11 protein-coding genes are annotated in these 22413 nt (G+C 65.9%); 9 read left to right on the forward strand and 2 right to left on the reverse strand.

Annotation, left to right across the window (positions count from 1 at the left end):
* Positions 1–188: 188 nt before the first annotated feature.
* On the reverse strand, positions 189–740 hold the full coding sequence (locus tag OH491_RS25280) for a histidine phosphatase family protein (protein ID WP_068768468.1): 552 nt from the start codon (positions 738–740) through the stop codon (positions 189–191).
* 163 nt (positions 741–903) lie between these two features.
* On the opposite strand from OH491_RS25280, the gene OH491_RS25285 reads away from it, so the two are divergent.
* From OH491_RS25285 to OH491_RS25300, 4 genes are all read left to right on the forward strand, one after another.
* Complete coding sequence (locus OH491_RS25285; protein ID WP_068768467.1) at positions 904–1407, forward strand: CinA family protein; 504 nt, start codon at positions 904–906, stop codon at positions 1405–1407.
* A gap of 546 nt (positions 1408–1953) precedes the next feature.
* Entirely contained in the window at positions 1954–3189 is a 1236-nt protein-coding gene (locus OH491_RS25290) for an MFS transporter (protein WP_068768466.1), read from the forward strand.
* A 186-nt stretch (positions 3190–3375) separates the two neighbouring features.
* The gene (locus OH491_RS25295; RefSeq protein ID WP_068769733.1) at positions 3376–4194 is read left to right on the forward strand and encodes an inositol monophosphatase family protein; all 819 of its coding nucleotides are present in this window, start codon (positions 3376–3378) and stop codon (positions 4192–4194) included.
* A gap of 227 nt (positions 4195–4421) precedes the next feature.
* Positions 4422–6656 (forward strand): hypothetical protein, encoded by a 2235-nt coding sequence (locus OH491_RS25300; RefSeq protein ID WP_068768465.1) that lies wholly within the window; start codon positions 4422–4424, stop codon positions 6654–6656.
* A 441-nt stretch (positions 6657–7097) separates the two neighbouring features.
* Here the strand turns inward: OH491_RS25300 and OH491_RS25305 are convergent, their stop codons facing one another.
* On the reverse strand, positions 7098–7835 hold the full coding sequence (locus OH491_RS25305; RefSeq protein WP_084441780.1) for an outer membrane beta-barrel protein: 738 nt from the start codon (positions 7833–7835) through the stop codon (positions 7098–7100).
* Between the two features lie 357 nt (positions 7836–8192).
* On the opposite strand from OH491_RS25305, the gene OH491_RS25310 reads away from it, so the two are divergent.
* From OH491_RS25310 to OH491_RS25330, 5 genes are all read left to right on the forward strand, one after another.
* Positions 8193–11675 (forward strand): PA14 domain-containing protein, encoded by a 3483-nt coding sequence (locus tag OH491_RS25310; protein ID WP_068768463.1) that lies wholly within the window; start codon positions 8193–8195, stop codon positions 11673–11675.
* A 192-nt stretch (positions 11676–11867) separates the two neighbouring features.
* A complete protein-coding gene (locus OH491_RS25315; protein ID WP_068768462.1) occupies positions 11868–15098 on the forward strand; it encodes a glycosyl hydrolase in 3231 nt (1076 codons plus the stop codon).
* 35 nt (positions 15099–15133) lie between these two features.
* Positions 15134–18595, forward strand: coding sequence for a hypothetical protein (locus tag OH491_RS25320; protein ID WP_068768461.1), 3462 nt, complete (start codon positions 15134–15136; stop codon positions 18593–18595).
* A 38-nt stretch (positions 18596–18633) separates the two neighbouring features.
* Positions 18634–19944: a family 16 glycosylhydrolase gene (locus OH491_RS25325; protein WP_334318966.1), complete on the forward strand. Its 1311-nt coding sequence runs from the start codon at positions 18634–18636 to the stop codon at positions 19942–19944.
* Positions 19945–20027: 83 nt separating this feature from the next.
* A complete protein-coding gene (locus OH491_RS25330) occupies positions 20028–22397 on the forward strand; it encodes a glycoside hydrolase family 95 protein (protein WP_068769732.1) in 2370 nt (789 codons plus the stop codon).
* Positions 22398–22413: the final 16 nt, after the last annotated feature.

Consider the following 22413-nt stretch of genomic DNA (forward strand, 5'->3'; position numbering starts at 1 on the left):
GGTGGGATGCCTCGTCCTGATTCTCCTTTGTTAACTGAGGTTAAGCGGACAGCCCGAGGGATTGCGTGGCATGGGCGTCCTCGCCCATGTGTCCGAGAGTTTGCGGCGCGGAGCGCCGTCCACGGGCGGGGACGCCCGTGCCACACGATCCGTCCTGCCCCGCGTCAACCTTGGTTAACAAAGTGGAACTAACCGGCCGCCTCGACATGCCCGAAGGGAATAGCGGCGGAAAACAATTCCATGAGCGGGCGCGATTGTGCGTGGGCGCGCCAGGAGCGGATCACGCCGGCGTGGGTGACGATGGCGATGCGCGGGGACGGGCGGCCGGCGCCGCCGGTCCCGACCAGGCGCGCAAGCAGCCCGGCGCGGACTTCGCCGACGCGGTGATGCAACCCGGCCGCGGTCTCGCCGTTGGGCGGGCGGGCGTTCCACGGGTCGCGGGCCCAGGCTTCGCTTTGCGCGTCGTGAAACGACTCCCAGGCGCGGTTTTCCCAGTCGCCGAAGTTGAGTTCGAGCAGGCGCGCGTCGATCCGGACGGCGGGAGCGCCGAGCGTTTCGGCGAGGCGGAGGGCGCGCGCGGACGGACTGCTCCAGACTTCCGTCGGAACCCAGGGCAGGCGGGCGCGGACATCGGCGGCCTCGGCGGCGAACGTCGCGGCGAGCGGCACGTCGCTTTGCCCGTAACAAACGCCGCGGACGACGGCGACGCTGGTGTGGCGGATGAGGAGGGCGGCGGGCATGGTTTATGGGTTTGGCGGCGGCGGGGGTCCAGCATGTCCCATTCACGAAGCATGCCGTCAACGTTTTCATTGCCGGTTCTCCTTCCCTATATAAGCGGGAAAAACGATTTGAGTATCGCGCGGCCGCCGGAATCTGTCAGGACTCGGTGGGCAACCTCCAACGATGAGCGAACTCAGAGACCTCATGCAACGCACCCCCGATCTGCGCATCGCGGTGGCGGAAAGCATCACTTGCGGACATTTGCAGGCGCGCATCGGAAGCATTTCCGGCGCGTCCCGTTTCTTCCTGGGTGGCATCACGACTTATTCCCTCGAACAAAAAATCCGGCATCTCGGCGTGCGGCGGGACATCGCGGAGCCGGTGAATTGCGTGTCGGAGGAGGTGGCGCGGACGATGGCGCGCGGGGCGTGTGACTTGTTTGGCTGCGATCTCGCGCTGGCGACGACCGGCTACGCGGAGCCGTCCGTGGAGTGGAACGTGCCGCAGCCGTTCGCGTGGTGGGCGCTTGCGCACCGCGCGGCCGGGGGCGGATTCGTTTTCGCCAGCGCGTGCGTGGATTGCCCGGCCTTGGAGCGCGTGGCGGTGCAGCGGCGCGTGGCGGCGGCGGCGTTCGATGCGCTGCTCGCGCATCTGCGTCCGGCGGATGCGCAGGCGAACGCCGGTTGAGGCGGGCGCGAAGTTCCGCCTTTGGCCGGTCCCGGACGGGACTGCGGGCGCCGTCCGAGGGCGAGTCATAGCCTTTCCGAACGAGACTATCTTTTTGGATTCGTCGCTATTTTCGATGACTGAAAGCAACAAAAAATTAACCGCAAAGAACGCAAAGAGCGCAGGAAACAATCCTGCTTTTCCATGGGTTTTTTGCGTTCTCTGCGGTTAAATAAGCAAACCAGCCATCGAAAATAGCGAGGAGCCTCTTTTTGGAAGGACGGCCTCCGTGCCGTCCGCTTCATGGAGGAAAGGGCGGCACGGAGGCCGTTGCTCCAAAAAAAACAGGAATTGCCAAAGCCTAAAAGTGCTTCGGAGGAGGTATCTCACGGGGAAAAGGCCGCGTCCCGCGTCCGTTTTCATGGTTTGGTAAAAGTACCACAATGTGGCTCTTGTCATTTGCGGACGGGGCCGTCTCCCTCCTCGCCTTCGAGTCAATCCGGCTCTCCGTCTTAACCCCATTCCCTGGATACAAAGACGTTTTCTTGGTTTTGAGTTTTTCACATCATGAATCCCAATCCCCCTTCCGTCGCGCGTTACGCCTGGGTGGTGCTGGCTTTGCTGGCGCCCGTGGCGCTGTTGAATTACATGGACCGCCAGATGATGGCGGCGATGAAGTATTCGCTCATGGGCGACGTCATCGGGCTCGACTCGGAGGCGAAATGGGGGCTGCTGCCGGCGGCGTTCAAGTGGACCTACGCGTTTCTCAGCCCGCTGGGCGGCTACATTGCGGACCGTTTCAGCAAAAAGCACGTCATCGTGCTGAGCCTGTTCGTGTGGTCGGCGATCACGTGGGCGACGGGGCATGCGCAGACGTTCGAGCAGCTCATATGGAGCCGCGCCATCATGGGCGTGAGCGAGGCGTGTTACATCCCGGCGGGGCTGGCGTTGATCGCGGACTTCCACACGGGGCCGACGCGGTCGCGCGCGGTGGGCATTCACCAGATGGCGATTTATGTCGGTATCATGATCGGCGGTTTCAGCGGCTATGTGGCCGATTCGCCGAGCCTCGGCTGGCGCTGGGCGTTCGACGCGGCGGGCCTCCTCGGCGTGGCCTATGCGATTCCGTTGTTTGTCTTCCTGAGAAACGCCCCGAAAAATCCCGACGCGCCCATGCCGGAGCGTCCGTCGGCGCCGCGCGCCATCGCCGAGTTGCTGACCAACAAATATTTCATCATGATGGTGCTGTATTTCACGCTGCCCGGGCTCGCCGGCTGGGTGGTCAAGGACTGGATGCCCGCGATCTTGCAGGACCAATTCGGCATCGGCCAGGGCAAGGCGGGGGTGTCGGCGACGATCTACGTCAACATCGCCTCGCTCATCGGCGCGGTGGTGGGCGGCTCGCTGGCGGACCGCTGGATGCGGCGCACGGATCGGGGGCGCATTTATATCAGCGCGCTCGGGATGTGCTGCATCATCCCGGCGCTTTTCGGCGTGGGCAACGCCGGCTCGCTGCTGGTCGCGGTGGCGTTCCTGGCCTTGTTCGGCATCGGCTGGGGTTTCTTTGACTGCAACAACATGCCCATCCTCTGCCAGATCGTGCGCCCGGAGCTGCGCGCCACCGGCTACGGCGTGTTGAACATGGTGGGAACGACCTGCGGCGGTTTCGCGGACTGGGGCTTCGGGTTCATGCGCGACCACAGCGTGCCGTTGAACCTGATCTTCAGCGTGTTTGCCGGCTTGTGTCTCACCTCGGCGACGCTCGTGCTGTTGATCCGGCCCAACAAAAAGTTGCTCAAGTAGGGCGCGCATCAGGAAATCGTTCTCGTCCTCTTGCGCGTTCTCGTTCTCTCGTCTGGATTCCGAAACGCTCCGAAAAACAGGAGAAGAGAACGAGCAAGAGAACGAGAACGATAAAGAAGGAAAGGCCGGCCCGGCCTCGCTTGCCGCTTGCGTTCGCGCGGCTTCGTGGTGCTCATTGGCGCGCTTATGACAGCGTTTCCTGACAATTCCGACATCGCCGCGCGCATCCGCGCGGGCATCGACGCGGTCGGCGCGCAGACCGATTTGTTTCACCGCGAGTTCGGCCGCGCGCAAAGCAACTGGAAATCCGACGGCACGCGCGTCACGCCGGTGGACATCGCCATCTCGGAAAACATCACGAAGGCGTTGCGCGCGCAGTTTCCCGACGACGAGTTTTTCAGCGAGGAACTGGCCGGCGATCCCGCGCCCATCCCGCTGCGCGCGCGATTCGCGTGGGTGCTCGACCCGATCGACGGCACCAACAACTACGCGCTCGGGGTGGCGAACTGCGCCATCTCGCTGGCGTTGCTGGAAAACGGCGCGCCGGCCTACGGCATCGTTTACGACATGAGCCGCTCCGTCATGATTCACGGCGGCCCGGGGCGCGGGTTGTTCGACGGCAACGCCGCCGCGGGCGTGAGTCCCGACGCGCCCACGCCGCAGAGCCTCGTCGGATTTCACAGCCCCTACGACAAGGCGCATGGCGCGGAGGCGCGCGCCATCGTGGAGAATTTCAAGATCCGCGCGCTCGGCAGCAGCACGCTGCATCTCGCCTACACCGCCATCGGCCTGCTCGCCGGCACGGTGGACCACAACGTGAAAATCTGGGACATCGCCGCGGCCGTGGCGCTTTGTCTCGCGGGCGGGGGCAGCGTGCAATTCCTCAACGGCGAGCAGTTTCCGATGCGCCGGTTCGACCTGCGCATGCCGCGCATCCGCTACATCGCCGGCAACGCCGCCGTCTGCGCCCGGCTCCGCGAGGTGCTCGCAGGCGCCGCCGGATAGGCCTCGCGCCGGAAACCGCCGCGTCCGGGACCGCCCCCGCGTTTCCCGCCGAAATGCCCGTCTCCGTAAAATCCCCATGACTTCCCGAGAGGGCGATTTCCCCTCTAAATCGCACTTGCAAGCGGCAAACGTCTGACAACACTCGACTATTCCTATCGTTTTTATCCGGCATCGTTTTTGCAGCAGTTACCTCATCGGGCTCCGCCTCACTTCGACCACTCCACACAATGGACGACACCGCATCCAAAGAGAATCCCTCCAAGGATTTTAATAAACTAGACCTGAGCCAGCTCCAAGGCTTCAGCTTCGGGACGCAATGGACACAAGACAAGGACGCCGCGCGCGACCAGCGTCGCGAGGGCCGGGGCCGCCGCGACGACGGCGCCGAGCACCGCGAGGGCGGCGAGCACCGGCGCGACCGGCGCAGCTTCCGCAAACCCGCCGGCGGCCCGGCGCATGACCAGCCGCCGTCCGACACGGCGGGCGAGGGCGGCGGCCAGCAGCGCCGCTCCGAGCGCGGGCCGCGCCGCGATTTCCGCGCGGGCGGCGAAAGCCGCGGCCAAGGCCAGGGAGCGGCCGGCCAGCGTCGCGATTTCCACGGCGGCCAGCGCCGCGAAGGGCAGGGGGGCGAGCGTGCTTACGGCCAGGGCGAACGCGGCGGTTTCCGCGGCGGATTCCACGGGCGGCGCGACGCGCAACCCGAGCACCGCGGCGCCTATATCAGCCCGTATTTCAACGTCATCTTCTATCCCGAGGACAGCGGATTTTCCGCCCTCGCCAAGGCCATCCGCAGTTCGTGCCGCACCTACGAACTCTTCGAGATCGCCCGCGTGATCGTCGGCAAGACCGACCGTTTTGTCGCCACCATCCAGCGCAAGCAGCCCGGCGGGCCGCAACCCGGGCGGCCTGCGCCGGCGCAGAAAAAAGCGCCGGAAGGGAGTGAGAATGCCGCCGACGCGCCCGAGGCCGACGCGCCGCAATCCGCGCCCGCCAAGACCCCGCCGCTCGCCATCTCGATCCCCGACGGACTGCCCTTCGAAAACGAGGACGCCGTCATCGCGCACGTGCTCGCGCACCACCTCGACAAATTCTTCGACAGCGCCGAGGTCGAGGTCGAGGCGCCGAAAGGAAACTTCCTTGTCATCAACAAATGCGGCCTCACCGGCGAATTGCTCGGGCCGCCGAATTACCACCGCTACAACCAGATCGTGCAGCAGCACCACGCCACCCGCGTGGCGCGCATGCCCTTCGAGGTGTTTCGCAACCGCATCGAGACCCTTCGCGACCCCGACGTCGTGAACCAGTGGCTCGAAAAAATGAAGAAGACCACGCGCTACACGTGGAAATTCACGCCGCCCGCCGAGGGCGCCGAGCCGCTCTCCTTCGACTCGCTCGACGACGCCCGCGCCTACCTGCTCTCCAACGCCCGCGACAAAGTCGTGAAGCTCGTCGAGACCGCGCGCTTCCACGGCAAGCTGCTCGACGTGCTGCCGCAGGGTGAGATCCGCCGCGCCATCGAGGGCGCGCTCGAACGCCAGCGCCGCTTCCCGCTCGACACCGCCAACGCGCTGCGCGGACGCCTCCGCCGCGAGGGATTCACCATCTTCAAGAAAGGCTCGAAAGGCATCTCGTATGTGTGCGCCGTGAAACGCAAATTCCGCGTCCCCGGCCAGACCTTCTCAGACAGCATCGGCGCGCTCATCGCCTTCATCGAGGCCAACCCGATGGTCAAGGCCAGCGAGCTTCCGGTGAAATTCCTCGGCATCCATCCGCCCGCGCAACCGGCGCAGCCCGCCGCGCCCGCGCCGGAACAACCCGCGCCCGCCGCTGAGACCGCGCCCGCGGACGCTGAAACCGCGTCCGGGGAAACCGTTCCTCCCGCGAACGAGCCGCAGCCTCCCGCGCAGCCGGAGGCCGAAGCCGCCGCGCCCGGGCAAACCGGCGACGAGGCGCAACCAGCCGCGGAGACAGCCGAATCTTCCACGCCGGCGGCCGCGGATGCTTCCGCCGCGCTTCCGCGCCCGAGCGGTTCCGTCGCTCCGTTCACGGGCAATGCTGCCGCGACCGAGCTTTCCGCCGAGGACAAGTCCCGCCTGCACACGCTGACCGGCGACCTCCACTGGCTGGTTTCGGAAGGGTATGTGACCGAGTTTATCGACGGACGCCTCTTCGCCCCGCCGCCCATGACCGAGGCCCGGAAGCAGGAAGTCGAGAAGGAGGAGCATGATCCGGAAAACTTCCCGGATGCTCCCGTTTCGGAAGAAAGCTCCGCGCCCGCCGCAACCGAGGCCGCCAGCGAAGCCGGACCTGTGCCCGCGGAGCCGGACGCGCCGTCCGCCGAGGCCGCAGCTCCGGCTGAACCCGCGCCAGAATCGGACGTCCCCGCCGCCGGAACGGAGCCCGCTCCCGAGTCTTCTCCCGCCGCCGAGCCCGCGCCGGAGGAACCGCCGAAGACGGAATAATTGCCTGATGTCAGGCGGCCATGCGTAGCGCAAGCAGTCGGCCCCGTGCCGCAGGCATCCCTCCCTCCGGAAAACCGGGGGGCAGATCAAGCGCGATTAGGTTGCCAGTTTGCCCCGGCAACCTGGCCGCTGAAAACAAAACCAGCTTCGTCCGCCATCAAGCCGTTCAAGAACCGCAACGTCGAGACCTTCCGTTGCGTGAGAGGCTGGCTGCTCGGCCGGCGCCTCCGCAAGAGGGCCCGGGGGATTCGGGCATTGGTATAATGAGGCGTTGGTGTTGCATATAACATAAATGGCATTTCCTCTCACCATTGGCCCAAATGGCAGGGCGAGGCGTCCCCGCCGGAGAACCGGCGCTACCGGGCCAATGTTAAAGGAAAACACTATAAAAAGCCCCGGAGATTTCCGGGGCTCATATATACGAAGAACAGTGTCCGGTATTTAGAATTTCCAGCCGAAGGAGGCCGTGATGGAATGGGTGTTGGCATCATCCAGTTCCAAGCTCTCTCCCCAAAGCTTGCATGTAAGGGATCCCACCCGCATGAACCGATAGCCGAAGTCCAGATAGAATCTGTTGTTGATATGGTAGCTGGTTCCGATCCCCACGCCGTAGGCGATGGCCGAGTCGGTGTCATCACTTGAAATTTTGACCCCTCCCGCCTTGGCTTCCGATTCCATCTTCATTGTGTAAAGCCCAACCGTGGGTGTGATGCGCAAGTCCCACCGGCCGTTCGCATCGAGGGGGATGCAATAACTGTAGGAGGCGAGCAGCGGCACAGTGGCATAGTCAAAGCTTATCCGCGCCTGCCCCACGTCTGGCACATATTCGGAATATTCATCCCCACTGCTGGCGAGGACGCCCAGCTCGACCTGGATTTTATTATTTTTGTTGATGCGCCAGCCGAAAGCGGCGTTCACACCATAGAAATTTTCCGTGCCTGCATCGCCTGCGTCATAACGAGTGTAAACAAGTCCGCCTTCGAGATAGAGGTTCGGAGCCGATGTTTTTGGCAGCACATAGGAGCCGTCGCCATAACTCTTGCCAGCGGCGCTCGCGGGCGAGGGCGGTGCGACCTGAGCTTGGACAACGGTGCCTGCGGCCAGCAGCATTGTGATTAAGAGAGCTGTCAACTTGGGTTTTTTCATGTGTTTTAGGGCTTGAGGTTTGCTGTCTGTCATAGAAACGCCTGAACGATGATATTACATATTTTTGATATTTGCATGTCGAGTCTTTTCTAACTGCGGATGACGCGATGCATTGTGCGCGCATGCGCAGGTTGCCGCCGCCTGGCCGGGTGTTCTTCCCGCTTTTCCGCCAGCGATCTAACTGGCTGCATGAGTGCTGGTTTCCCTTATAAATTCGGTGGCATCCATTGTTATGAGATTGTCAGAAATAATGCTGTTTGCCCGCACGTTGGCGCTACGATCCGTTGTCGGTTCGCGGATCGGGTCAACTGTTGACGCACGCGGCGGTTGCGGACGCGCGAAACGCGGTTTTGGCTGACGGCTTGTCTTGGGTGCGCGTTTTTCTGTCTCATGCAGGCAAACCGCGCGCAGCTCCGTCCGTCCACGATCCCCGGTCCCCGTTTCGATATGCGCCTCCTCCGCTTCCCGCTTTCCTTCGCGATGCTTTTCTGCGCGGCAGTGCTTTCGGCCTCCGCGCAGTCGTTTTCTCCCGTGGCCTCCGGCCCGCTCGGCGATGTCACGACGCGCGATGGCGACAGCGCGTTTGACGTGTTTTATTTCGCCGCGCCGGATTTCGCGGGCGAGCCCGTAATGACGCGTTTCGAGGCGCGCATCGCTTCCGACACCTCCGCCATCGCCGCCAGCATCCCGGCGGGCCGGCGCGGCTCGGTGCGCTGGAGCGCGACCATCACGCCGAAACGCTCCGGCGTTTTTCCGCTTTCGCTGCGCGCCACTGGCGCCGCCGTCCTGAAAATCGACGGCGTGCCCGTCATCAGCCGTCCCGCCTCCGACACCGGCATCAACTCCCGCTCTACCGGCTCCGCCGAGCTTCTCGCGGGCCGGCCCTACGAATTCGTCGTCGAGTTTCCCGGCACCGATGCCCAAGGGCAGATAGCGCTCGAGTGGGCGCAGCCCGCCGCCGCCGGCGTCCAAGGGAGCGCGGACAAGAATGTCCGCGCTCCTGCCAGCGCCGCCGCCGAAACCACCGCCGGGCCGCGCCCCGGCGAACGCATCGGCGAGCCCGCCCGCCTCGAAAACGCCGCCTATGCGCTCGACTCGCAGGCCGACGGCACGCTGGTCGTCACGCAGAAGAGCACCGGCGCGCGCGCCGAGTTTGCCCCCGAGTTCATCGTCGTTTTTCAACCGCGCGGACGGGAGGCCAAGCTGGACCGCTACGGCGGCAAATATCTCGACGACGGTCCCGTCGGGAACACGAGCTACCGCGTCGTCGCATGGGAGAAGGAAACCGATTTTCTCGCCGCCGCCAAACCCCGCGCGCGCCTTCGCGCCAGCCGTGTCACGCGCGAGGGCGGCGCGCTTCGCTGGGCGTTTCCCGCGCAGCCCGGCTACACGCTTTCCGCCACGGTGACCGCGCCCGCCGACGGCACCGAGCCCGCGCTCGCGTTTCGCCTCGATGCGACCGCGCCCGGGCAGGTTTCCGTCGGCTATGCCGGCGCGCCCGCCACCGGCCTCGGCAAGGCCGATTGGATTTGGCAGCCGCTCGTCTGGCAGGAAAAACGTTTCCCCAATCGCTCCTATCTCACGCTCGAATACCAATGCCCCATCGGTTTTGCGATGACCGGGCTCGGGGGCGACACCATCGCGGTCGGCGCGGACGCGCGCGAACTGCCCTTCCGCATGCCCACCGCCGCCGACTCGCGCTTCGGCATTCTCGTGCGCAATGCCGCCGGTCTCGCCCAGCCCATGCTTTTCGCGCCCGTGCTCGGCGGAGCCGGTTCGAGTGTCGAGCCCGGCGCGTCCCGCGCGTTCATGCTGCGCCTCGTCGCGCGGCGCGGCGCGTGGTTTGAAAACTACCGTCACCTCGCCACCTCGCTTTATGGTTTCCGCGACGTGCGCGAAAATGTCCTCTGCTCGCTCAACACCACGCTGGAAAATCTCGCCGACTTCGTCCTCAACGACCGCTTTTGCTACTGGTATCCAAAATACAAGACATGGGGCTACCAGAACGACGCCGGCCCCGACGCCGGGCGCCAGCAATCCGCCGCCGATGCCCTCTCGCTCGCGCTCGTGCTCGACCGCGCCGAGATGCTCCGGCGCCGCGCCATCCCCACGGTCGAATACATGCTCTCGCGCAAAACCAACCAGGCGAAGCTCACCGACCCGAAAATCATGGGCACAGCGTTCCGCTATCCCGTGGACCTCGTCGCCGCGTGGCGCCTCACCGGCGGGCGCGCCATGCCCATCCGCGAAAAAATCACACCCGGCCTGGCAGGGAAAAAGCCCGCCGCGGCCGCCGCGTCGTCATGGGCCGCAAGCAATCGCGCGCTCCTCAATCACCTCGCCGCCTACCGGCTCACCGGTGACAAGGCCTTTCTCGACGCCGCGCGCGAGGCCGCCGACCGCTACATCGCCGCGCGCATCGACCGGCCCGTGGAAAGCTTCCGCGGCGCCCCCAGTTCGTTCTGGCCCGACATCGCGCCTTCCTACGACCACCTCTACGAACTCTACGGCGCGACCGGCGACCCCCGCTATCTCCGCGCCGCCGCCGCCGCGATGCGCGAAATCACCGCCTTTGCCTACCTCGCGCCCGTGCCCGATACCGATTTCGTCGCAAATCCCGGCGGCATCTACAACGGCCAGCCCGTCCCCGAGGAGACCGTGCCCGCGTGGGTGGTCTCCGCCAACGGCCTCGCCGCCGAATGCGCCGCCACTTCGCACAGCCACCGCGGCATCTTCATGTCCGCCTACTTCGCCGGCTACATGACGCGCCTCGGCTTCGATGCCCGCGAGCCCTTTTTCACCGACATCGCCCGCAACGCCGTCGTCGGGCGCTACGCCAACTACCCGAGCTACGCCTACCGCAACGGCTACACCACGCTCCACCAGAAACCGGATTTCCCGCTGCGCACCTTTGAGGAGATCAAAAAATTCACCTCCGCGCACTACAACCATCCGCTGCCCATGGCGGCGTTTCTCGTCGATTATATCGTCGCCGACACCTACGCGCGTTCCGCCGGCCAGATCGATTTCCCCTCCGAGTACACCTACTCGGGCGCCTACTTCCGCAACAAAACCTACGGCAACCGCCCCGGAAAGTTTCTCGGCGACGACGGTGTTTTCCTCTGGATGCCGAAGGGACTTGTATCGGTGGATTCGATACAACTCAACTACCTCTCCGCGCGCGGCAACGGGAAACTCTACCTCGCCTTTTCCAACCAGAGTGCGCGTCCCGTCTCCGCCGCCATTGCCGTGAACCCCGACCGCGCCGCCGTCGCCGGTGCGCACCGTGCCCGCGTCTGGCATTTTCCCGACCTTGCACACACCGGTCACGACTTCGCCGCCCAAAGGAGCGCGGGCATTCCTGCCCGCGATTCTTGCGCTTCTCGCGACATCGCGGACAGGAATGTCCGCGCTCCCAGTGCCGCCGTCGCCCCCGAGATGCTCACCGTCACCGACGGTCGCGCCGCCATCGAGGTTGCGCCGAAGGGCCTGACCTGCGTCGTCATCGACGACGTCGCGGCGCGCACCGAAATCCAGGACGCGATGCTCGATCCGCGCTCCCCGCCGCTCCCCGCCGGCGCGACCGTGACCGCGAAGACGCCCTTCGGCCCGGCGACCGCGACCGCGCTGCGTTTCGGCCGCGGGCTCACCACCGTCCACGTCTGGCTGGAGGCCGCGCCGCCCGCCGTGGGCAAGGCGGTGCTCCGCTATCAGTCGGACGACGGGAAAACCGCGCAACTGGAATGCAGCGAATTCCCGTTTGAATTTACCGTCCCCGTTTCCGATGCGGCCAAGGATTTCCGCTGCACCATCGAAGCCGTCACGCCGAAAGGCCCGAAAACTTCGCCCGAACTCAGAATCCGCCTGCAATAGACCTCCTTGGAAAAAAATTCCAAATCTCCAAATCCCAAAATTCCAAAAGGGGCGGCGCGGACGCGGCAGCGACTGGGAGCGCCGGCATCCTGCCGGCATCGACGGCGCGGAGCGCCGTCCACGGGTGATCCACCCGGCCCACGGCGCTCCCAGTCGCCGCCGCGTTTTCCGGCCAGTCCTTCCCTGCTTCCCATGAAAACCAGCCCCATCATCACGCGCCTCCTTCCTGCCGCCCTCCGCATCCTGTCCGCTTTCCTTATTTCGGCCCTTCAGCCCTTCAGTCTTTCCGCCCTTTTCTCCGCCTCCGCCGATCTTGAATCCGGCTTTGCCTCGCCGCCGCTGTCGGCGCGTCCGCTCGGCTGGTGGCATTGGGCCAACGGCAACGTCACCAAGGAAGGCATCGACGCCGACCTGGAGGCGATGAAACGCGCCGGCATGGGCGGCGTACAGATGTTCGACGTGGAAATCTACATGCCGCCCGGCCCGGTGCGTTACGGCACCGAAAACTGGTTCGACCACGTCACGCACGCCATCAGGAAGGCGGATGCGCTCGGGCTTGAGTTTCACCTCATGAATACTCCCGGCTGGTCCGCCAGCGGCGGCCCGTGGGTGACGGAGGCGCTGTCCATGAAACGCGTGGTGTGGACGGAGACCGACACCGCCGGCGGCGAAATCTCGCTCGCGCTCCCCCGTCCGGACACCAAGCCATTCTACGCGGCGCGCACCGTCGCCAAGGCCAAGAACGGCTTTTATCAGGACATCGCCGTGTTCGCCGTGCCTGTCACCGGCGAGCGCCTCGCCGCCCCGCTCGACCGGAAAATCGCCTGGGCATCGAAACCCGTCACGCGCCCCGTCGCCGACCGCCCCGGCATCCCCGCGGCCCGCGTCATCGACCTCACCGCGCACATGGACGCCGCCGGAAAACTCGCCGCCACGCTCCCGCCCGGCGAGTGGACATTGCTGCGCTTCGGTTTTGTCTCCACCGGGAAAACCAACCATCCCGCCGTGCCCGAGGGCCACGGACTTGAAATCGACAAACTGGACGCGGACGCGGTCGCGTTCCAGTTCGAGCGCGCCGTCCTGCCGCTCATCCGCAAGGCCGGGCCGCTCGCCGGAAAAACCTTCACCGGACTGCTCTTCGACAGCTTCGAAGGCGGTTTTCAAAACTGGACGGCAAAGCTACCCGAAGCATTTGCGAAACAGAAAGGCTACGACTTCCTCCCCTGGCTGCCGCTGCTCACGGGCCGCATCATCGAGTCCGAGGCTGCGAGCGAAGCCGTGCTCTGGGACTTCCGTCACGTCATCGAGGAAATGCTCGCGGAAAACTATTTCGGCACCATGCACCGCCTCGCCGCGCGCCACGGCATCAAGCTTTATTCCGAGTCACAGGGCGGCCCGCTCAATCCCATGTCGGCCAACCGCCACGTGGATGTGCCGATGAACGAATTCTGGACCCCCGAGCTTTCCGGCCGCGCCTCGCGCATCAAGCAAAGCGTCTCGTCCGCGAGTTTTCTCGGGCGCCGCGTCGTGGCGGCGGAGGCGTTTACCTCCACGCCCGAGTTTGGCAAATTCCAAAACACCCCCGCCTCGCTCAAGCGCGTGGGCGACCAGGCCTTCGCGCTCGGGCTCAACCGCTTCGCCTTCCATAGCTGGACGCACCAGCCCGTCACCGACGCCGCGCCCGGCTTCGCGCTCGGCCGCTACGGCGTGCATTTCGGCCGCCTCAACACCTGGTGGCCCTACGCCGATGCGTGGATCGCCTACCTCGCGCGCAGCCAGTTTTTGCTCCAGCAGGGCCGCATCGCCGCCGACATCTGCCTGCTCGTGGACGAGGATCTCGGCTACGGTCTGCCCGCGTCCGCGAGCACCCTCGCGCCCGGCCACGATTACGAGGTGTGCTATCCGGCGGACTTGCACCAGATGACCGTGCGCGGCGGTGTCGTTTCTCATCCCCTCGCCGGTGATTTCCGACTCCTGCTCACGCCCGGCAAAACCATCGCAAAAACCTGGGTCACCACGCTCCCGACCCTGCGCCAGCTTCGCAAACTCGTCGCCGACGGTGCGGTGCTCGCGGGCGAACCGCCGTCGGCCCCGGCGGGATTGGACGACCTGAAAAACAAAGCCGAGTTCGACCGCCTCGTCGCTGAAATCTGGGGCGGCCTCGACGGAAAGAAAAACACCTCGAAAAAACTCGGCACCGGCACCGTCTTCGCCGGGCGCAAGCCCGCGCAAATCCTCGCCGCGCTCAAGCTCGCCCGCGATGTCGCGTGGTCGCCGGAAAACGCCGCCGTCGAGTTTCTCCACCGCGCCACGCCGGACGCGGAAATCTATTTCATATCGAGCCAATCCGCCGCCCCGGCGAGCCTTGAACTGGAATTTCGCCAGCGCGACCGCGTGCCCGAACTTTGGGACGCAGCCACCGGCGCGCGCGCCGGTGCGACGCTTTTCCGCCAAACCGAAAATGGCATCGCGCTGCCCGTCGCCTTCGAGCCGTGGGGCTCCGTGTTCGTTGTCTTCCGCAAGCCGCTTCCCTCGCGCTGGGCGACCGCGGTCGAACCTGCCGCCGTCAGCGTCACGCAGACCGTCGCCGGTCTGCTCTCCCGCGAGCCCGTCGAGGCGGTGCGTTATTCCGACGGCACCCGCGCCGCCACCGGCGAATCGGCTTCGCTTCCGCCCGCTCAAACCCTCGCCGCGCCCTGGCGCGTGACGTTCCCCGACGGACGCGGCGCGCCGTCGAGAGAATTGGTTTTCGAAAAACTCGTCTCCTGGCCCGAGCACCCCGATATCGGCGTGAAATATTATTCCGGCACCGCCGTGTATAAAACGACCTTCGTCGTCACCGCCGACTCCTCCCAAAGGAGCGCGGGCATGGCAGGCATGTCGCTTCGCTCGGAACCTGCCCGCGATTCCCGAGACATCGCGGACAGGAATGTCCGCGCTCCCGTCACCACCGTCGCTCCCAGCGTCGCTGTCGCTCCCGTCGCCGTGCCGACGCCGCACCAGCGCGCCTTCCTCGACCTCGGCGCGGTCGCCGACATCGCCCGCGTTTATGTCAACGGCCGCGACGCCGGCATCCTCTGGAAACCGCCCTTCCGCGCCGACATCACCGCGCTCCTCCAGCCCGGCGAAAACACGCTCGAAATCCACGTCGCCAACCGCTGGATAAACCGGCTCATCGGCGACGAGGCGATTGACGACGGCCTCTCGTATCAGGACACCGGCGGCAAAAACAAATTCACCGACGGGCGCATCCAAAAACTCCCCGACTGGCTCTACGACCCGGCGAAACGCGGCGGGCGCAAGCGCCACAGTTTCTCCGTATGGAAACACTACAACGCCGATTCCCCGCTCGTCCCCGCCGGCCTCCTCGGTCCGGTCACGCTCGAATGGCTCAATCACATTACGCCCGGCGCGACGCCGTAGCGCAAACTCGCAAACCGCCTTTTCAAAACCTGCCCATGACCTCCGTCCCGAAAACCGCCGCCGCGCTCCTGGCACTTTGCACCGTCGTGCTTGCGCTCGCCGTCCCCGCATCCGCCGCGTCCGAAAATCCCGCGCCCAACAATACCCTTCTTATCGAACCGGAAACGTTTGCCGTTCTCGGTCCCTGGGACGCCAAGGGCAACCACATCCGCTCCTCGAACCGCCCCGCCGTCGCCCTCGCGGGGTTCGAGATTGCCGAGCCGGGCGAATACCAGGTGTGGACGCGCAGCCTCGACTCCACCGACAACGAAAAAGGCGCGCGCCGCTTTCTCCTGCGCATTGACGGCAACCCGCTGGACCGCGAGTCCGGCCAGCACGGGCGCGACGGTCTCTGGTGGGAAAACGTCGGTGCGCGCGATCTCGCCGCCGGAGCGCATACGCTCGAAATCGACGACACGCGGCGGCACTTCGGACGCCTCGAGGCCATTCTCCTGACGCGCACCGCGTTCGATCCGAACAGCCGCGAACGCGAGTCGCTGCGGCGCTTTTATCGCCCCGTCATCCAGCCGGAGCGCGTTTTCCCGGCGACCGCCGCGCCGACACCGCCCGGGCCGGGCGCGAAACCGCTCGTGGAAATCCGCAATGCCGACATCGCCGTCCGCTTTTTCGCGGCGAAGTCCGCCGACGGCGCGCCGCTCGTCTGGCGCGAAACGGTGTTCCTGACGGACGGCGACCGCCTGCCGCCGCTCGCCCACGGCGTCGAACCGCTGCTCGCCATCGCGCGCGAGCCGGATGCGAAAGCGGCGTTTTGGGACGACGTTTTCCCCTCGTGGACAAACAAGGAGACCACCGCCTGGCGCGTCGCCGGGCGCGAGGTGACGCTGGCCGCCGACATCCGCGACCCCTTCGTCGCCGGCAGCCTGCTGGCGCTGCCGCCCGCCGCCGTCCGCGCGCTCGGGCCGCGCTCCGCCGAGACCACCTGCCGCTCCGCCGACGGCAGCCTGTCCGCCACGCTGCGCTGGACGCTGCCGGAGTCGGGACACCTCGTCCGCGTCGAGGCGGAATTTTCCGCGCCGCGCGACGCCTTCTGGTCAATGGCCTTCGCGCCCGGACCGCTGTTTCCCAAAAGCGCGGTCAGCGCCGTGCAACTCCCGCCGCTCTACCAATACCGCCGGCTGCCGGTGTCGCCGCGCCTGCTGCTCTCGTCGAAGACGCCGCACCCGCTCGCGCTCGTCACGGCGCGGCCCGGAGGCTTTTCTCGGAGCGTCACCGTGGGCGTCCTCGCCGACCCGGAAACGCTCACGGCCGACTGGCCGGCGTATGACAACGCGAGCCACGGCTTCACGCTGACCGGCCTGGCCGACGGCGCGCAGGCGCATGTTTTCTCGCCCGTGCCCGGCGGCAAAAACTCCCGCGCCGCGCAGGGCGGGCGTGTCTCCGCCGCGTGGCAGGTCGCCGCCGCGCCGCTGCCGTGGGACGCCGTCATGCGCGAGGCCGACGCGCGCCTGTGGAAGGTGCGCGACTACCGCGAGCCGTTCGCCAACTCGCTCACGGAACAGGCGCTCAACCTTGCCGGACTCCTCGGAGACGACGCGCACGCGTTCTGGCTGCCGGAGTTGAAGGGTCCCGCGAACATCGAGGCTCCCTCGACCGTCACGCATGCCGCGCCGCTGGCCTACCTCGCCGCCGCCACGCTTGCGCGCGACGCGGATTTCTACCGGCGCCGCGCGCTGCCCACGCTGGAGTTTTTGCTCAGCCGCCCCGAGACGCATTTCGCGCTCAACGCCGAGAACAACAGCTACCTTTCGCCGAAAGGCGCGCGCATCGCCTTCGACAACTCCGCGCAGCCCGCCGCCGTCTGGGAGGGCGCGGACGCGCTGCTGGGCCGCCTCAACCCGTGGCTGCGGGGCTATGTCGACCGGCAGAACCACGCGACGGCGGGGCAGAACACCGCCCGCGCGCCCGGCTGGTCGGGCCGTCTCGCGCTGCTCCGCAGCCAGCCTTCGTCCCCGGGAAAATTGCTCGACGACGCCGTCGCCGAGGCCGCCGCGTGGGCCGCGCGCTCGCTCACCGCGAATCCCGCCCGCCCGCTGTCCGAGTCGTCGTTCTACAACACCAGCATGTATCCGGCGTGGTGGGAACTGCTTGACCTTTACGAACTGCGCAACGACCGGCGCCTGCTGGACGCCGCCGTTGACGCCGCGCAGCAAACCGTCGCCGGCCTCTACGTCCACCCCGTTTTGCCGGACGCGAACGCGCCGCGCACCCTGAACAAGGGCGGCAGTTTTTCCCTCCGCGCGCCGATTTGGTGGGGCGACGGTGTGGAGCTGAGCCGCCTCGGCTGGACGGAGGAAATGCTGCCGAAGCCGCGGAAACGCCGCGCCGCTCCGACCACGCTTGCGCTTCCCGAGCAGATCGTCCCCGCGTGGCTCACCTCGCCCGTCGGCCTCGGCATCGAGCAGCCGACCTCGGTGCAGTTCGCCTACCGCCCGCCGATGAGCCTCATCATGCTCTCGTCGTGGGCCGCGAACCTCCTGCGCCTCTCCGCGATCACCGGCGACGACTACTGGAGAATTTTTGCGCGCGGCACGCTCATCGGCCGCGCCGCGAGCTACCCCGGCTACTACCTCACCGACCACATCGCGGCCTTCCACCGTCCCGACTATCCGAAAAACGGACCCGACCTCACCTCGCTCTACTGGCATCACGTCCCGCCGCATTTTGCGATGGTGCTCGACTACCTGTTCACCGACGCCGAGACGCGCACCGGCGGCGCGGTGCGTTTCCCCTACGTCCGGCAGCTTGGCTACGTCTGGTTTTCCAACCGCCTCCCGAGCGGCGCGCCGGGAAAAGTCTTCGACGACGCCGACTGCCGCCCCTGGCTCGACCGCAAGGCGTTCGGCGTGGACACGCCGAAAGTCGATTTCATCGGCGCGCGCAGCCCCGGGAAATTCCACCTGATTTTGCTCAACCAGGCCCTCGGCGACACCACCGCGCGCGTCCGTGTTGACGAGGGCCTGACCGGTGTCGCCGAAAAAACGCCCGCGCTCCTGCGGACGAAGGCCGGCGACGGCGGCAGCCTGTTGCCCCGCGACGCCGACGGCCGGCTGACCGTCAGCCTGCCGCGCGGTGGCTGGGCGGTTTTAAGTTTTGACGCGCGCCGGGAGGATTTCTGGCCGTCCATGAAACCGCTCGAAACCGCGCCCGTGAAACTCGACCTGCCGGAGGGGTGGGGCGAGGGCCGCGCGTTCCGCATCCGCTCGCCGTTCGGGTTTGACTCCGTGTTTGTCGCGCTGACAGGCCGTCCCGCGCAAGGCCATGCCCGGCTCGTCTTCGACGACGGTGGCTTGCCGCCTATCAACTGCGACACATTTCCCTACGAGTTCACCGCGGCGGACATTTCGCCCTCGCAGGACATCACGCTGCGCCTCCGCCTGGAGTTGCCCGGGCAAGCCGCCATCGAAACGCCGCCGGTCACATTGAAGGGAACGCGATGAGTGAGCGGCAGGGCTGGGTGCCGTTCATAATCAAAAACATGAAAGTCCGATCATATTTATTATTAAGCCTCGCATCGATTGTTTTTATCGAGGCCCCGCTTTCCGCCGACCCGCCTCCGGGCGGCGAGTGGCGGCTGGTTTTCGCGGACGAGTTTGACTATGCGGACGCGGATCTGGACCGGGAGTGGATTTCGCAAAACGGCCCGAGCGGACATATCCTGAGCAGCCGATGGCGCGAAAACGCACGCGTAGAAAACGGTGTGTTAAAGCTGATTGGCAAAAAGGAAAATCGCGGCGGACAGGACTGGACCGCGGGAAATATCTGGACGAAAAAGCTCTTCAAATACGGCTACTTCGAGTGCCGCTATAAATACGCCGCAGCCACCGGGACGAACAATTCCTTCTGGTTGATGACACAGGGCTGGCAGCAGATTCCAGCCGGCAAAAAACGCTTCGAGATAGACATCAACGAGGGCCACTATCCCGACGAAATAAACGTGAACCTCCATAACTGGAGCGATTTTTGGACGGATGAAAAATCGGGAAAGAAGCGTCATGGCGCGTGGGGGAAAAGCATCTGCCTCTCGCCGCCCAGCGGAAAGCCCGGCAGGACGATATCGCTGGATGTGCCTGTCAGGACCCGGAAGATCAGGTTTTCCACCGGCCACGCCGAGCATTTTCATCTGAGGGAAATCCGTCTGTTTCCCAAAAACGACAAGGGCTATTACCCCGATATCGAGGACGGCAAAACGGCCCGGGATTCCGGCGGCCTGGAAAACTACGCGCTGAAGGCAAAAGTCACCGCGCACAGCCCGCTTCATCCGCAGCACGCCTACACCAGGCCGGAGGCGGCGATCGACAACGACATTCGCACCTCGTGGATATTGGCGCCCGGAAAGGGAAAATTCATCGAGCTTGACCTGGGGGAGGAAAAGGAAATCGGGGCGGTGCAATTCCTGACCGGCTGGATGAACGGCGGGGAATACGTTCATTATATTCACGATTATAAAATCGAATACTGGGGCAACGGCCGCTGGGAGGAACTGGCGGTGCAGGAAAACGACCGCCTCGTGGCCGTGGATTTGGGCGCCGGGTTTCACACTTACGCGCTGGAGTGGAACGAGGACGAATTGATCTATTATTTCGACGATAAAATCATCCACCGGCGCAAAAATGACATCGCCCACTGGGAGTGCCCGGTCTGGCTCAGCCTCGCGATCATGTATTTCGCGGGCGACGTGACGGATGCCATCGACGGCAAGGCGATGACTGTGGACTACGTGAAAGTCTGGCAGCGTCCGGGCCTCGGCACCGTGAGGGACCGCGCCGCCGGCGAACCCTTGGAATAATAAAACACCCTATGAATATGAGATCCCCGGTCTTTGCCGTCCTGTCGCTTTTGCTGCTTTGGCCCGCTTTTTTCGTCCGGACCATGGCAGGCGTGCCGCTGCTTTGGTATGAGCGGCCCGCGACGGAGTGGCTGGAGGCGCTGCCGGTCGGCAACGGACGCCTTGGGGCGATGGTTTACGGCGGCGGCGCCGCAGAGCAAATCCAGCTCAACGAAAGCACGGTCTGGTCGGGGCGGCCCGGCGAATACGACCGCGCGGGCGCGCACCGGCATTTGCCCGAAATCCGCCGGATGCTTTTCGGACGTAATTACAAAGGCGCGGCGGCGCTCGTCACGCGCGAACTTCTGGGCGACCGGCCGGCCGGGGCGTATCAACTGCTCGGGAACCTTCGGCTCGACTTCGCGCTGCCGGGAGAAGTGTCGGACTACCGGCGCGAACTCGATCTCGACGCGGCGGTCGCCCGTGTGGCGTTTCGCTCGGGCGGGGTCGCGCACACCCGCGAGGTCTTTGCCAGCGCGCCGCATCAGGCCGTCGTCGTCCGGCTGGCCTGCGACCGGCCCGGCGCGCTCTCGTTTTCCGCCCGGCTGGACCGCGCGGAAGGCGCCGATGGCGCGTCCGATGGCGACGATGCCTTCGAGCTGCGCGGCCAGGCCGACCGGGGAAAACCCGACGCCGGCACCGCTTTTGTGGCGCGCCTGAGAATCGTCACCGAGGGCGGGAGCGTGCGCGCCGACGGCGGACGGTTGAGCGTGACCGGCGCGACCGCCGCCACGCTGGTCGTCACCGCCGCGACCGACTACCGTGATGCCACCGACCCGCGCGCGCGCTGCACCGCGCAAGCCGAGGCCGCCGTCGCGATTCCCTATGCACGCCTGCGCGCCGCGCACACCGCCGATTTTCAGACGCTGTTTCGCCGAGTGTCACTGGACCTTGGCGATGGCGCCGCGCCTGAAGCCGCCCTCCCCACGGACCGACGGATCGAAAACGCACGTCACGCAGCGGAGTCCGACCCCGCGCTGGTCGCGCTCCATTTTCATTATGGACGTTACCTGCTCATCAGTTCGTCGCGCCCCGGCGGGCTCCCGGCGAATTTGCAGGGACTCTGGAACGACCGCCTTGAGCCGCCCTGGTTCTCGGGCTGGCACTTCGACCTCAACGCGCAGATGAACTACTGGCCCGCCAACACTGCATCCCTCGGCGAATGCCACGAGCCGCTCTTCGACCTCATCGACCGGCTTCGCGAAAACGGGCGAAAAACCGCGCGCGAGGTTTACGGGTGCCGGGGCTTCGTCGTCTCGCATCGCACCAATGCGTGGCTGTTTACCGGCCCCGTCAAGGGCCTCATAATTTGGCCGACGGGCGCGGGCTGGCTTTGTCAGCATTATTGGACACACTACGAGTTCACGCGCGACGAGGCATTTTTGCGCGGGCGCGCGTGGCCGGCGATGCGCGAGGCGGCGGAGTTTTTCCTCGACTGGCTCGTGCCCGCGCCGGACACCGGGCTGCTGGTCGCCGGCCCGTCCATCTCGCCGGAAAACGCGTTTCTGCTGCCCGGCGGCGGCTTCTCCTCGCTCGACATGGGACCGGCGATGGACCAGCAGATCGTCGCGGAGCTTTTTGACCACTGCCTCGCCGCGGCAAAAATCCTCGGCATCCGTGACGCGTTTACCGACGAGGTCGCATCCGCCCGGAAACGTCTCGCGCCGACCCAAACCGGCACGGATGGGCGCATCCTCGAATGGTCCACCGAGCGACCCGAGCGCGAACCCGGCCATCGGCACTTCTCGCATCTTTACGCGGTTTATCCCGGCGACGCCATCACGCCGCGGGCCGCGCCGGAACTCGCGGAGGCCGCGCGCAAATCCCTGCTCGCCCGCGCCGAAGGCAGCGCGGACAGCGCCCGCGCGCTCAACATCAGCGACAACAGCAACGTAGGCTGGAGCCTCGCGTGGAATGCCTGCCTCTGGGCGCGGCTCGGCGACGCCGCGCGCGCGCGCGATGCCCTCGGCAGATTGCTGCGCCGCTGCACCGCGCCGAACCTGATGGACACGCACCCGGCCAAGAACACGCCCCGCGGCGTATTCCAGATCGACGGCAACCTCGGCGCGACCGCCGCCGTCGCGGAGATGCTCCTGCAAAGCCATGAGGACGAAATCGCGCTCCTGCCCGCGCTGCCCGCCGCGTGGGCGGACGGTGCCTTTTCCGGCCTGCGCGCGCGCGGCGGCTTCACCGTCGCGGCGGCGTGGCGGCGCGGTGTGTTGAGCGAGGCGCAGATCACCGCCGCGACTGCCGGTCCGTGCGCCGTGCGCGCGCCGGCTTCCGTCTCTGTTTTTGCCGAGGGAGCGCGCGTCGCCAAAAGCCATCCCGCGGAGTCCGGCGACGGCACGCACCTTGTCCGCTTCGAGGCGGCCGCCGGAGCCACGTATCAACTGCGGCCCGATTTGCCGCGCTAACCTTCACTCCTCCGTC

Origin of the sequence: Termitidicoccus mucosus (assembly GCF_038725785.1) — a bacterium.
Taxonomy (GTDB): domain Bacteria; phylum Verrucomicrobiota; class Verrucomicrobiia; order Opitutales; family Opitutaceae; genus Termitidicoccus; species Termitidicoccus mucosus.

What these genes read in the sequence shown, in the direction of transcription:
- OH491_RS25280 (WP_068768468.1), bottom strand. Translation starts at nt 740, where the DNA reads ATGCCCGCCGCCCTCCTCATCCGCCACACCAGCGTCGCCGTCGTCCGC.
- OH491_RS25285 (WP_068768467.1), top strand. Translation starts at nt 904, where the DNA reads ATGAGCGAACTCAGAGACCTCATGCAACGCACCCCCGATCTGCGCATC.
- OH491_RS25290 (WP_068768466.1), top strand. Translation starts at nt 1,954, where the DNA reads ATGAATCCCAATCCCCCTTCCGTCGCGCGTTACGCCTGGGTGGTGCTG.
- OH491_RS25295 (WP_068769733.1), top strand. Translation starts at nt 3,376, where the DNA reads ATGACAGCGTTTCCTGACAATTCCGACATCGCCGCGCGCATCCGCGCG.
- OH491_RS25300 (WP_068768465.1), top strand. Translation starts at nt 4,422, where the DNA reads ATGGACGACACCGCATCCAAAGAGAATCCCTCCAAGGATTTTAATAAA.
- OH491_RS25305 (WP_084441780.1), bottom strand. Translation starts at nt 7,835, where the DNA reads ATGACAGACAGCAAACCTCAAGCCCTAAAACACATGAAAAAACCCAAG.
- OH491_RS25310 (WP_068768463.1), top strand. Translation starts at nt 8,193, where the DNA reads ATGCAGGCAAACCGCGCGCAGCTCCGTCCGTCCACGATCCCCGGTCCC.
- OH491_RS25315 (WP_068768462.1), top strand. Translation starts at nt 11,868, where the DNA reads ATGAAAACCAGCCCCATCATCACGCGCCTCCTTCCTGCCGCCCTCCGC.
- OH491_RS25320 (WP_068768461.1), top strand. Translation starts at nt 15,134, where the DNA reads ATGACCTCCGTCCCGAAAACCGCCGCCGCGCTCCTGGCACTTTGCACC.
- OH491_RS25325 (WP_334318966.1), top strand. Translation starts at nt 18,634, where the DNA reads ATGAAAGTCCGATCATATTTATTATTAAGCCTCGCATCGATTGTTTTT.
- OH491_RS25330 (WP_068769732.1), top strand. Translation starts at nt 20,028, where the DNA reads ATGGCAGGCGTGCCGCTGCTTTGGTATGAGCGGCCCGCGACGGAGTGG.